The following is a 13440-nucleotide window of genomic DNA, read 5'->3' on the forward strand; positions in this document are numbered from 1 at the left end:
GTTTCCAACCTGACCGTGCTTGAGGAGTCATGAATGCCGAGCGACCTTGAAAAAGCTTCCGTGTCAGCCTGTTCCGTGGCCGTCTCCTGTGCACCAGCCTCCTTGACGCCAGTTTCCTTCGTCTCAGTTGGCCCTGTACTGCGGCCTCGCCAGCCTTTTTTCTGTGCTCTGCACGGCAGGAGTGCCTGATGGGCATGCAGACCAACGAGGTGGGCAGTGCGCTGGGCCTCTCTGCCGTGCACAGCCTGATCCGGCCCCTGGCCCTGACCAGTAAACGGGGGCTGGATATGGCCTGCGTGCTGGTCAGTGCGCCCCTGTGGGTGCCGCTGTGCGGGCTGATTGCGGTGCTGATCTGGCTGGAAGACCGCGCCAATCCACTGTTTTTGCAAGACCGCGTGGGCCTGGGCGGGGCGCTGTTTCCCACCTGGAAATTCAGAACCATGCGGCCCAATGCCGAACAACTGCTGCAGGACACGCTCCTGCAGAATGCCGAGTTGCGGGCCGAGTGGGAGGCCAATCACAAGCTTCGGCGCGACCCGCGCATTACCCGCATTGGCCGCCTCCTGCGTAAAACCAGCCTGGATGAGCTGCCGCAGCTCGTCAACGTGTTGCAGGGCCAGATGTCTTTGGTCGGCCCCCGGCCACTGCCGCCCTACCATGCACAGCAACTGGCCCTTTCTGTACAGCTGACGCGCCAGCGGGTGCGCCCCGGCATGACCGGGTTGTGGCAGGTGTCTGGCCGGTCTGCGGCAGGCAACCTGGGCATGGAGCAGTGGGACCCTTACTACGTGCGCCACTGGTCGCTGCGGCTGGACTTCCTGATCCTGGTGCGCACGTTGAAGGTCGTGCTGGGCGGTACAGGCGCGTATTAAACAGACGCCGCTTTCTGTCGGGCGTCACTGATGAGCGCTTTGTAGAGAAAGTGTGGTGGCCGTGAATTCTGGCCCTGAACTCCACAGTACAGGCAGGGATGGAACCTCTGTAAACCCTCCCCCGAGGTCAGTCTTTCCTGGTCCAGACCGTCAGATAAAACTGGAGTAACCCACCCAGCGCAGAAGCCGCGTTCATTGAGACACGTCAGTGAGACGTGGGTGAATATTCACCAAAAAGCCCGAAACGTTAAGTTAGCGCCTCATAGGCCACACTCGCCCGTGCATCCAACAACGGGACATCCCGCAGCGGGGCACAGATGTTTCTGGAGGAACCTGAATGGGTCAACAATATTCGGCAGCACGCGTGGATGAAGCGCGAAAGTTAACGGAGCAGGATCTGTCCGTTTCAACCCCACCTGGACGGACACGGCAGGGCAGCGCCCGCCGACGCTTCCGGGCCGGACTGCTCTGGATTGTCGGAGCGAGTCTGGTGGCCTGTTCTTCTCAGCCCTCTTCCGGAACATCTGGGCCGGAGGCCGCCTACCCCTATGTCAGCGGGGTGGACTATTCGTGGTCTGACGAGGTCGATTCTTCCGATCCCTATCCCGGCGGCTTCGGCTACCCCTGGCGCGGCGTGGGCCTCACGGCTCTGGATACGCCCACCGAAACCCAGCTCAGCGATATGACCTGGACCTCGGCCACCAGCGGGTACGGCCCCATCGAGATCAACAAGAGCAACAACACCCGCACTGGCGGCGACGGCCTGACCCTCACCATCGGCGGCACGACCTTCGCCAAAGGTCTGGGGGTGCACGCCGCTTCCGATGTGCGTTACGCACTGGGCGGAGCCTGCTCGGTGTTCAATGCCCAGATTGGCGTGGACGATGAGGTGGGCGATAAGGGCACGGTGGCCTTCCAGATCTGGAATGGGGTTTCCACCAAGCTCTACGATTCCGGCACCATGCGCGGTACGGACGCGGCCAAACCCATCAGCGTGAACGTGAGCGGGGTGCAGACCCTGCGCCTGGTGGTCACCGACGGCGGCGACGGGGTCAGTTTCGACCATGCCGACTGGGCCGATGCCAGAGTGACGTGCAGCACGCCCCAGCCTTCCGGCGACAAGCTGCTGAGCGAGTTGACTCCGCTCTCGGCCACCAACGGTTACGGACCAGTTGAAGCCAACACCAGCAACGGCGAACGTCCGGCGGGCGACGGGCGCACCCTGACCATCGGCGGCACAGTGTATTCCAAGGGCCTTGGCGTGCACGCAGCCTCACAGCTGGTGTACGCACTTGGGAGCACCTGCTCCACTTTCAGCGCCGAAGTGGGCGTGGACGATGAAGTGGGCGACAAGGGCACCCTGGCGTTTCAGGTGCTGGCCGACGGAGCCCTGCTGTTCGACAGCGGCCTGATGACCGGCAAAGACCCGGCCCGCTCGGTCAGCGTGAACGTGGCAGGCAAGCAGCAACTTACCCTGCGCGTGACCGATGGTGGCGACGGCGTACAGTTTGACCACGCCGACTGGGCCTCTGCCAAAATCGGTTGCTCCACGGTGCAGCCCGCCGTCAGCGGCGTGACAGTCAGTCCCGCGCCAGTCAGCCTGAACGTGAACGGCACGCAGCAGCTCAGTGCCGAGGTGAGTGGACAGGGCAGCTACAGCCCCGGCGTCACCTGGACCAGCAGCAACACCGCCGTCGTGGCCGTCAGCCAGTCCGGCCTGATCACCGGAGTCGGGTCGGGCACCGCCACCGTGACCGCGACCTCGACCTTCGACCCCAGCAAATCGGGCGGCGCTCAGATCACCGTGAATGCGGCCTCGACCCTGCCTGCGGGCGGCCTTCTGATCAACTTCCAGCCCGCCAGTTCCGCCAAGCCTGCCGGTTATACCGCCGATACGGGCGCGGCTTACACCACCACGCGCGGTTACGGCTGGATCACCCAGGCCAGTGTCGGCAGCGGTGCGAGCGTGCCTATCGACATCACGCCCAACTCGCGCGACCGTGCCCTGGTGGGTGTGGACGCCCGCCTGAACACGCTGATGCACATGCAGTTTCCAGACAGCGTCTCCAGCACCACGGCGGTTCGTACGCCCGCCGCCTGGGAATACGCCCTGCCCAACGGCGTCTACAACGTTACCGTCAGCGTGGGTGACGCCAGCAACACCTACGACAGCGCCCACCAGATCAATATCGAGGGCCAGCTTGCCATTGCCCGCTTCGTGCCCATCGCCACCCGCAAATTCATGTCCAGTACGCTGCTCGCCAATGTGCAGGACGGACGCCTGACCATCGACGCGGTGGGCGGCAGCAACACCAAGCTGAATTACGTGGTCATTCAGCCCGGAGACCGTCCCAGCATCCGCGGCTACTCTCCGCAGGATCACCAGACGATGGTCGATCCCACCGTATCGGTCACTGCCGACGTGAACCTCCCCAACAACGCCATCGACCTGAATACGCTGACCTCTACAGCAGTGCATCTGATCGACGCTGGGACCAACCTGACCATTCCGGCCTCGGTGAATACTTCAGGCGGCGGCGACGCTGTGGTCATCAAGCCCACCTCGCCCCTTCAGGCCAATACCCGTTACATCTTTGAAATCACCTCCGACCTCAAAGACATCAACGGCGCGGCCTTCTTGCCCCTGCGCTCCACCTTCGTGACCGGGGCGAGTTCCACCGATACCAGCGGCGTGGCCTTCGAGCAGATCGCGTTGCCCAACGCGCCCGTCATGCCCTACACCACCGTTGAAATGGGACCGGACGGCAAGCTGTACGCCGCCACCCTGACCGGTGAAATCCTGCGCTTCGGGGTCCAGCCGGACGGAACGGTCACTGCGCCGCAGACGATCACCTCGGTTCAGACTGCCAACGGTGGGCCGCGTACCATCATCGGCCTGAAGTTCGATCCGGCGGCCACTGCCGACAACCTGATCGCCTGGATCAGCAACAACCACTTCTGGGACGGCACCAACAACTCGCCCGACTGGAGCGGCAAGATCACCCGCCTGAGCGGCCCCAATCTGGAAAACGTGCAGGATTACGTGGTGGGCTTGCCCCGCTCCATCCGTGACCACCAGACCAACAGCATCTCCTTCCGGCCCGGCGATACCGGTGCGCTCTACGTGCTTCAGGGCAGCAACTCGGCCATGGGCGCACCCGACAATGCCTGGGGCAACCGTCCTGAACGTCTGCTCAGCGGCTCACTGCTGCGCGTCGATCTGAGCCGGATTCCTTCACCGCCCATCAGTGTCCAGACTTCGGACGGCGGGTTGTACAACCCTTACGCCCCCGGAGCGCCCGTGACCATCTATGCCAGCGGCATCCGCAACGCCTACGACATGGTGTGGCACACCAACGGCCAGCTGTACGTACCCACCAACGGCTCGGCGGCGGGCGGCAACACCCCCGGCACTCCGGCCACCCTGCCCGCCTCCTGCAACAACCGCGCAGACGGCCCCTACACCAGCCCCGCCGTACCCGCCCTGACCAGCGTGACCGTGCAGCACGACTTCCTGTTCCGGGTTCTGCCGGGTGGCTACTACGGCCATCCCAACCCCCAGCGCTGCGAATGGGTCATGAACGGCGGCAACCCCACGGCAGGCACCGACAAGGCCGAGGTGGCCTCCTACCCGGTGGGCACCCTGCCTGACCGCAACTGGCGCGGCTTCGCCTACGACTTCGGCGAACACGCTTCAGCCAACGGCGTGATCGAGGAATACACCAACGCCCCCACCTCCGCCCTGCGGAACAAGCTGCTGGTCGTGCGCTACAGCGCGGGCAAAGACATCGTGGTGCTGACGCCCGGTGGCCCGAATCTGGACATCATCACGGCCCAGACCTACGTGACCGGCCTGAGCAACTTTACGCCCAGCCCGCTTGACCTCACCGAAAACCGGTCGACAGGTCACCTGTACGTGGCTCAGCTCGATGAGCAGACGGGCGCAGGCAAGCTGACCCTGGTGCGCGTCAAGTGATCTGATCTCACCGCATCCAGACCGCCCTACCGCGCCGCCGCTCACCTTCTCGGGAGTTGCGGCGCGGGTTTTTACACAGAGTGGGGACCAGCCTCTGACCTCACACGGACACCCGCAACTCTCTCACTCGTTTTCCGGAGGTGTTTCTCATGTCGATCAACCGCCGACTCTGGCCCAAACTGCTCTGCGTCACGCTGATGCTCGGAGCGGGCGTGGGCTGTGCCCCAGCTGTCTCGAAGGTGATGCAGGCAGGTGCTGTGTCTACTGCCCCACTCTCTGTCCTGCCCCCCGTTCTGAACCTCGGCAGCGCGGCGCTGGCCCTCGCCTATTCTCCCGACGGTCAACTGCTCGCCGCAGGCAGTGGCGCGGGCCAGATCGAACTGTGGCCCCTGCGTGCAGGTGCGGCGCAGAGCAGGCCAGATCAGCGCAGGTTGCCCAACCAGAGCGCCGTCAATGCTCTGGCCTTCAGTCCCGACAGCAGCCTGCTGGCGTCGGCGGGCGCAGATGGCCGCATCCGAATCTGGGAAGTGAGAGCGGGAGCAGCGGGCACGGGTCGTCTGCGCCTCACGCTTGACCCGGCCACCTACTACGTCACGTCGCTGGCCTTCAGCCCGGACGGAACCCAATTGGCAAGCGGCAGCGGAGACAACACGGCGCTGTCGGGCACCGGCAACAGCATCAAGCTCTGGGACGTTGCCAGCGGTACGCTGCAAGCCTCGTTGCTGGGCCATACCGATGTGGTTACTGCCGTCGCCTACAGCCCGGACGGAACCCAGTTGGCGAGCGCCAGCCGCGACAATACCGCCCGCCTGTGGAATGTGGTTGCCCGCCGGGAAACCCGCACCTTGCGGGGCCACGCCGATGACTTGACGGCTGTGGCCTTCGCCCCTGGTGGTCGGCAAGTGGTCACGGGCAGCGCAGATACCACCCTCAAACTCTGGAGCCTGCCGGACAGCCAGTTGGTCCGCACCCTCTCCAGCGGTGCCCCAGTGGCGGCGGTGGCCTTTTCACCGGATGGAACCGCCCTCGCCTCAGCAGGAGAAGACCGTGTGGTGAGGCTCTGGAATGCCCGAACCGGGGCGGAGCAACGGGTCTGGGCCGGACATACTGCCCCCATCCGGGCACTGGCTTTCGCACCGGACGGCGCGGCCCTGGCCTCGGGCGGCGGGCTGGACAAAACAGTGCGCGTGTGGAAGTGGGGCAGGGGAGAATAGAAAAGGGACCAACAACCACTGACCTGTAAATGAGGCAAGAAGAGGCGTCGGGAATGGTGCCCCGACGCCTCTTTCAGTCCCACGTTTGGCTCAGTCCTACTGTGTGATCGTTTCTCCGCCCACGCGCTCGCGGGCCAGAGGTGCGGGAGCAGCAGCCACAGCCGCATTCAGGCGGGGTCGGGCGTTCAGCAACACGCCCAGAACACGGGCACGCACGGTGCGGGCAGCGTCGAATGCAGCAGAAACGTCGTCCAGCGATGTCGAGCCGGGCACCACGATCAGCACCAGACCGTCCGCTGCCGCTGCCAGCGCCACTGCATCGGGTGAGGTCAGCAGGGGCGGGGTATCGAACACGATGGTGTCGTACGGAGTGTTCAGGCTGCCCAGCAGGCGGCTGAGGCGGGCCTGATCCAGCGAGCCGTCGGGGTGTTGCGCGGCGCTGGCAGGCAACAGGTCGATCTGCTCGGTGACGGACACCGGGCGGCCCAGCTCGGCGGCAGAGGTTGGCCGTTTTGAACCCTGGAGGTTCTGCCACAGGCCGGTCTGGGCGGCGCGGCGCGGGTCGGCGTCCACCACCAGCACGCGCTCACCGCTCTGGGCGAGGCTGAGGGCGAGGGCCACCGTCACGCTGCTTCGGCCCTCGGCTGGCCCCGCACTGGCAACCACCACGCGGCGGGGTTGGCCTGCGTTGGCTCCGGCCCCCGCTGCGCCCAGTTGCGACAACACGTTCACGCGCAAAAAGTTGACACCCGTCTGCCAGCCCCCTGAATGTAGCGCCGCCAACAACCCCGACCCGCTGGAGACTCCCGGCACACTCGGCAGGCGTCCCAGTACGGGCACGCCCCAGCCGGTGACGTCCTGTTCTCCGTACACCGTGCGCCGCCGCCCGGCCCACAGCAGCGCCGCGCCGCCCACCAACAGGGCCGTCAGAAGGGCTGCCAGCACCGCGCTTCTGGCCGGACGCGGTGAGGCGGCCTGACGGGGCAACTCTGCACTGGCCAGCGGCGCGAGGCTGCCCGTGGTGGACTGTTCCAGCGCCGTCACCTGGGCCAGGTTGCGGAGGACCTGTGACCGCGCTGCCGCGAGCGTCTGGCGTTCCAGTGCGGCGCGGCGCGGATTGGCAGCAGTGGTGGGCACGGCCTGCAACTGGGTATCGAGGGCTTCAAACTGCCCCTCGAAGCTGTCTCTGAGCTGCGCCAGCCGCTGCTGGGCGCGTCCCGCATCCCAGCCCAACAGGGCGGCGGTGGCGGCATCGGCCAACACCTGCGCCGTTTTTGGGCTGGTGGCGGACGCTTTTACGTTGAACACGCCGTCCTGCTGTCCACTGCCCTGGGCCTGCACGCTCAGCACGCTGCCGATGTCGTTGCGTACCTGTGAGGTCAGGCCAGTCAGGGTGGCGGGCGGCAACGATTTGCCGAAGGTCTGAAGCTCGTCCAGAACGCGCTCGCGCACGTCGCTGCTTTGCAGGGCTTCTTGCAGTGCGCCGCGTGGAAGCGACGGGGCCGCGAACACGCTGCCGTTCAGCAGGCTGCTGCCGCCATCGTTTCTGACGGCGATCAGGCTGGCGCTCGCCTGGTACACGGGCGTCTGGCGGGCCGCCAGAAAGTAGGCCGTTCCCCCGGCCAGGAGGGCGCTGGCTGCGATGATACCCGCGCTGCGCCGCAACACTGTTCCCATGCGCCGGAAATCGTTGTCGGCATTGACTGGCGTCGTTTGCGGAACAAAAGTCTGATCTGATCCAGGCATCAAGTCACTCACCTCAGCACCCCAGTTCCAGAGAGCTGGCATCCGACAGCACGAAACGGTGAATCCGGGGAATGGCTCCGTGGCCCACCACGCGGGCTTTGACCCCGATCAGGCATTCCTGCAGCCGCACGCTCATGTTGGAGATCTCGGCGTCCTCGTCGATCACGCTGTATTCCACCTCGGCGTTGCGGATCAGGCTTCCGCGCCCCACGCTGGTATACGGCCCCAGATACGCGTTCTCAATTCTGGCTCCCGCCGCGATGGTCACTGGCCCCATGATCACGCTGTTGATGACTTCTGCGCCGGGTTCCACCACCACCGCCCCCGTGAGGCGCGAGTCGGTGACTTTGCCCAGCACGCAGCCCTTGAGTTCACGCAGCAGCAGCCGGTTGGCGTCCAGCAGGTCTTCGGGCTTGCCTGTGTCCTTCCACCAGCCCTGCACGCATTCGCCCAGCACATTGCCGCGCTCCTGAATCAGTTCGGCAATCGCGTCGGTGATCTCGTATTCGCCGCGTGCGCTGGGCTTCAGCGTTTCCAGCACGTCAAAAATCACCGGAGAAAAGCAGTACAGGCCCGCCACCGCCAACTTGCTGGGCGGCACTTTGGGTTTTTCCACCAGCTGCGTGATGTGTCCGCCCTCACCCATCACGGCCACCCCGAAGGCGCTGGGGTCGTCCACTTCTACGAGGGCCACCACCGCGTCGGCCTGGCGGCGGTAGAACAGGTCGATAAAGCGGCCCACGCCCTGCTCGAAGAGGTTGTCGCCCAGATACACGCAGAAGTTGCTGTCTCCGACCCACTCACGGGCCACCTTCACGGCGTGCCCCAGTCCCAGCATCTCATTCTGGTAGATAAAGGTGATGTTCACGCCTTCCAGGTCGCGCACCGCGCCTTCGATGGCCTTGCGGGTCAGGTCGGACACCACGATACCGATGTCCTGAATGCCCGCGTCCGACAGGGTCGAAATGGCGTGGCAGATGATCGGTTTGTTGGCGACCTTCAGCACCGGCTTGGGCCGGGCGTAGGTCAGCGGACGCAGGCGCGTGCCCAGCCCAGCGGCAGGAATGATGGCCTTCATGGGCAGGGCCGGGGTAGGGTAGGCAGCCTCGGAATGAACAGTAGTTGACATAGGTCCTCCGGAAACGGGGCAAGGGAGCCTGAAGTGGTTCGCCTGAAATGGACGGAAGAAACCAGACGAGAATGAAAGAACAAAAAGATTGCCGCGTCCGGATAGGAGCCGCGGCAACTTCGTATTCCGCTTGCCATTACTGTGCCCAAGAAGGCGTTACGGCATCGACAAAGAAAGGAGTTGTCTAAAGGTTTTATTCGGGTCTGCGTGTATTCGCTTATACCCGGCTCAAAGGGCTGCCTGTGCCTTTACCTTTCTACCCTGTCCAGAAGGAGCCTGTTCGGCCACTTCCCTCAGCACGACTTCCCACTGGGGTACGCTCACGGCTGGCGCAAAAGCCTCAGCGCGGCGCAGGCCCAGGGCCGCAAAATGCTGGCGTACCGCAGGCTGGATCAGCACTTGCCGCAGGGCTTCGGCCAACGCCTGAACATCGTCTACAGGCACCAGCAGACCGCTCCAGCCACCTTCCAGAATCTCGCCGGGGCCGGAAGGACAATCGGTAGCAACGACTGGCGTTCCGCAGGCCATCGCCTCCACGATCACGCCGCCCAAACCTTCCCAGCGGCTGGAGAGCGCAAAAGCCGAGGCCGCCCGCAGCAGCGGGTAGGGATTGGGCAGGTATCCCGGCAGATGTACGCTGCCCTGCACGCCCAATTCTTCGATCAGCCGTTCCAGTGCGGCCTGCTGCTCGCCCTCACCCGCGATGATCAGATCATGCGCCACGCCCTGCTTCACCAACTGCGCGTGGGCACGAATCAGGGTGTCGAAGCCCTTCTGTTCCGTCAGGCGGCCCAGTCCCAGAACCGTGGGCCGGGTCTTCATAAACGTGGCCCACTCGGGCAGGGGGTGTTCCCTGTAGGCCCGGATGCGCTCCAGATCAATCGGGTTGTAGACCACGCTCAGACGTTCGGGTTGCAGAGGCTGTAACGCGCCGAGGGTCTCCCGCGTGCCCTGCGACACGAAGACCAACCGGGGCAGCCGGGCATAGATGAGGCGTGAAAGAATGCGGTGCCAAGCGGGTTGCTCGGAAAAGGTGTGGCTGAGGTCGTTGCGCACCCAGGCCACCGCGGGCTTCCCGGTCAGCAGGCTCGCCAGTCCTGCAAAATAGGTCGGCATCAATTCCACTGCGCCCACGATCACGTCGGCCTGCCGCGCTGCGGCCAGCAGCGTTGCCGGAACCCGCGTCACGGCGTGCCGAATACGTTGCCCCGGCCCCAGCGCCACCGTCACAGGCACGCCGGGCGGGAGTTCGCCCCTGAGCGCATCTTCGGAACGCAGGATCCAGATGGACGGCTCGAACTGACGGGGGTCTAGCCGGGAGATCAGGCCCAGCGTGACCCGTTCTGCGCCGCGCCCATACAGTCCCTCCAGAACAAACAGCACCTTGATTCTGGCGGGTCGCTGGACAGGTTCGGTCGCAGGTTCGGTCACTGCCGCACGCCTGTCCAGCTGGTCGCGTAGGCCCCGGACGGCAGCGACCCGGTTGCCACCACCAGTTGGCCGTTAATCACGTCCGCCACCGGAGATTGTCGGGGCGCGGGCAGCGGCGTCAGGGCGGTCCAGGTGTTGGCGGCCGGGTCATACTCGCTGACATTGGCAACCTCTGCAGATCGCTGCGTCACGCCTGAAATGACCATGATTCGGCCATTCCAGGTCACGGTCGAGGCGTTGATGTGACCCTCGGGAAGCGGCAGGTTGGCCCGCGCCGTCCAGGTGTTGTTGGCGGGATCGTAGAGATGTACCGCGCTCTGGTTCCCAGCCTCCTCATCGCCCAGATGTTGGCCGCCCAGCGCATAAATTTTGCCGTTCAGCACCGCTCCGGCGAGGTGGTTGCGCGGGTTGGGCAGCGGCGCGGCCACCGTCCAGGCCGTGCCGCCGTCCAGTTGCAGCACCCAGTGTTCGGGCGAGTCGCGCTTATAGATGTTGCGGTCTGCGAGGTCACGCTCGGTGCCGCCGAAAAAGTGCAGGGTGCGGTCGAGTTTGACCAGTGCGCCCGCGCCCCGTGCGCCGGGCAGATTCGGGCCTGCGCTCCAGGTATTGGTGCCGACGTTGTATTTCCAGACATGGGCCGTCTGGGGGCCAGGATGAGTTCCCACGAAACCGCCCGCCATATAGATCGTCTGTCCGTCTACCGCCACCGCTCCGTGCGTGATCTGTTCGGGCATATCGCGGGCCGCGCTCCAGGTATTGGCCGCCGGATCGTAGACCTGCACTCTGGCGTTGGTCTGCAAGTTGCTGTCGAAGCCGCCGAAGATGTACAGCTTGCCGTTCACGGCGGCTCCCTGCGCTTCCGAAACAGCCTTGATGGCGTCGGCCCGCTGCGTCCAGTTGATGGTGGTGGCTGCGGCGGTGGACGGCCTGACGTTGCTGATCACGAACACGTAATCCTGATAGTCGCCGTTGGAGGCGGGTTCGATGGCCACCAGATAGGAGTTCGGCACGGGCTGTCCGGCGCGGTCTTTGAGAGGATAGATCCGTGCGGCGTGCTTGATTGGTCCGGTATTGAGGTTGTCCTGGGTGTAGGTCGTCTGGGGCGCGTAGCTGGTGCGCCCTGCAAACAGTCCGAAGGCCACGTCACCGGGATCGAAGCTGACCTGCGTGCCCGAGGTGAGTGCCGGATTGAGCGTCTGCTCCTGCCCGGTGGCAATCGTGCCCACCGTGTTCAGGGTGGTGCTGCCTGCGGCCACGTACCCGAACGGCAACAGATCGTCGGGCGAGTAACGGGCCACGGCTTTCATCGTCACGGGGCCGCTGCCTGCCTTGCGGAACAGTTGCGAGGCCACTTCATCTCCGATGAGGTTGCTGCTCGTGCCCAGAATCAGTGAGGAACTCCCCACATTGATGGCGTAGCCGAGGGTATTCACTACCTGTTGCAGGGGAGGTTCCTGATCGCCCTGAAGCCCCAGTGCGCTCAGTCCGTACAGATTGACCACCGTGGACGCGCCGCCTTCCGTAGCCACCTGCAGCGACCCTTTGAGCGATCCGGTGCTGGCCTGGGGTGCAAACCGCACGCCCACGCCCACGCTCTGGCCCGCCGCCAACGTGAACGGCAGGGCAGGCGCATCCACCAGACCGAACGTGGCGGCATTCTGGCCCGCCAACGTCAACCCCGTGATCTTCACGGCTGCCGTGCCCGTATTGCTGAGCGTGACCCGTTGGGTGGGCGAGGTCGCGTTGCGGTGCGTACTGAACACCAGTTCCTCCACATTGGCCGAGACGACTCCGGCAGTGGCCGTCACCGGAATGATCTCTATGGCGCTGACCTTGGCATTCTCGACCTGCCGCACGAACGCCAGATTCAGGACGCCGTCGGTGACGCTGGCAGGCAGGGTCTTGACCAGTGCCCGGCCCGCTCCGCCTGCCTCGGCAAAAATATCCAGGCGGTTGAGGACGGTCTGATTTTCCACCTTCACATCGAAGACGCGCTGACCCGCCGCCGTCTTGTTCAGTTCGGCAAAATGCAGGCGCACCTGATAATTGCCGTTCTGTACCGGAACCTTGTACTCGAAGGCCGTCTGCCCGACAGAGACGCCGTTGGTGGCCCCGCCCGTCCATTCGGTCTGATACAGCGCGGCGTTGGCCGGGGCCACGACTCCGCTGACTGCGTCGGTTTCGCTGTAGGAAAATCCCCCCGTGACCAGACCCCCGCAGGAGGTGACGGCGTTACAGGCCTGCCACTCCACCCCGCCCACCGTCTGGGCCGGGCCGCCCGCGTTGATGCGCACGGTACTGGCCGCACTGCACGCCACCACCGGGTTGACCCAGTCGGCATGGTCGTAGCTGATGCCGTCGCCATTGTCGGTGACCACCAGGCGCAGGTTCTGCACGCCCGCGATATTTACGCTGACCGGCTTGGCCGCGTCCGTACCCCGCAGGGTGCCGGAATCGTAGAGCTTGCTGGCTGTGCCGTTCCAGACCTGAAACACCACGCTGCCCCGGTCGCCCACCTCGTCATCCACCCCCACGCTGGCCGTGAAGGTGCTGCATTGGCCGCCCAGCGCAAAGGTCAGGCTTGAATTGGCATGTGCGCCCAGCCCGCGTGCGTAGGTCTGACCCGCCAGCGTGAGGGTGCGTCCGTCGCCTGCGGCCTTATCGCCGTTGCTCTGGTCGCGCTCGACTGGCCCCCAACCGCTGCTGGCCGCCGTCCAGGGCTGGCCGCTGAGGGCATTGTCGCCCGCGCTGAGGGCCAGTGACTGGATGCCTGCCGGGGCTGAGTCTGTCCAGGAGTAGTCCTGACCGTCATAGACGAACTCTACAGGACCGCCCGCTGCTGGCGGGGTGGTGACTGCGCCGCCCGAGAGTGGCCCAGCTTGCGTGCAGGCCGACAGCAGCAGCAACCCGCCCAGCAGCCAGCGCCGCAGAGGGCGGGAGGACAGGGCGGCAGGGGTCACAGCGTCCGGACGGGCAGGAGAAAAGGTGTTGGTGCGATCAGGGGTCATTTGAAACAGCCTCCAAACAATGAACAGGGCAATAGGTGAGAGTCTTCAGGAGGGTAATCGGAGG

7 protein-coding genes are annotated in these 13440 nt (G+C 64.9%); 3 read left to right on the top strand and 4 right to left on the bottom strand.

Going from position 1 to position 13440, the window contains the following annotated elements:
* Positions 1-188: 188 nt before the first annotated feature.
* The 3 genes from F561_RS25030 (at position 189) to F561_RS0107120 (ending at position 6062) form a co-directional block, all read left to right on the top strand.
* Positions 189-872 (top strand): sugar transferase, encoded by a 684-nt coding sequence (locus F561_RS25030; RefSeq protein ID WP_019009260.1) that lies wholly within the window; start codon positions 189-191, stop codon positions 870-872.
* A gap of 337 nt (positions 873-1209) precedes the next feature.
* Positions 1210-4848 (top strand): NPCBM/NEW2 domain-containing protein, encoded by a 3639-nt coding sequence (locus F561_RS0107115; RefSeq protein ID WP_245556454.1) that lies wholly within the window; start codon positions 1210-1212, stop codon positions 4846-4848.
* Positions 4849-4997: 149 nt separating this feature from the next.
* A complete protein-coding gene (locus tag F561_RS0107120; protein WP_019009261.1) occupies positions 4998-6062 on the top strand; it encodes a WD40 repeat domain-containing protein in 1065 nt (354 codons plus the stop codon).
* A 96-nt stretch (positions 6063-6158) separates the two neighbouring features.
* On the opposite strand, the gene F561_RS0107125 is transcribed toward F561_RS0107120, so the two are convergent.
* From F561_RS0107125 to F561_RS29915, 4 genes are all read right to left on the bottom strand, one after another.
* A complete protein-coding gene (locus F561_RS0107125; RefSeq protein ID WP_019009262.1) occupies positions 6159-7808 on the bottom strand; it encodes an AAA family ATPase in 1650 nt (549 codons plus the stop codon).
* A 13-nt stretch (positions 7809-7821) separates the two neighbouring features.
* Positions 7822-8937 carry a glucose-1-phosphate thymidylyltransferase gene (locus F561_RS0107130; RefSeq protein ID WP_019009263.1) on the bottom strand — a complete coding sequence of 372 codons (1116 nt, stop codon included), beginning with the start codon at positions 8935-8937 and terminating at the stop codon, positions 7822-7824.
* A gap of 228 nt (positions 8938-9165) precedes the next feature.
* Positions 9166-10368, bottom strand: coding sequence for a glycosyltransferase (locus F561_RS0107135; RefSeq protein ID WP_019009264.1), 1203 nt, complete (start codon positions 10366-10368; stop codon positions 9166-9168).
* Positions 10365-13376, bottom strand: coding sequence for an NPCBM/NEW2 domain-containing protein (locus tag F561_RS29915; RefSeq protein ID WP_019009265.1), 3012 nt, complete (start codon positions 13374-13376; stop codon positions 10365-10367). Before F561_RS29915 ends, F561_RS0107135 begins: the two co-directional genes overlap by 4 nt.
* Between the last annotated feature and the right edge of the window lie 64 nt (positions 13377-13440).

It is taken from the genome of Deinococcus aquatilis DSM 23025, assembly GCF_000378445.1.
GTDB classification, from domain to species: Bacteria; Deinococcota; Deinococci; order Deinococcales; family Deinococcaceae; genus Deinococcus; species Deinococcus aquatilis.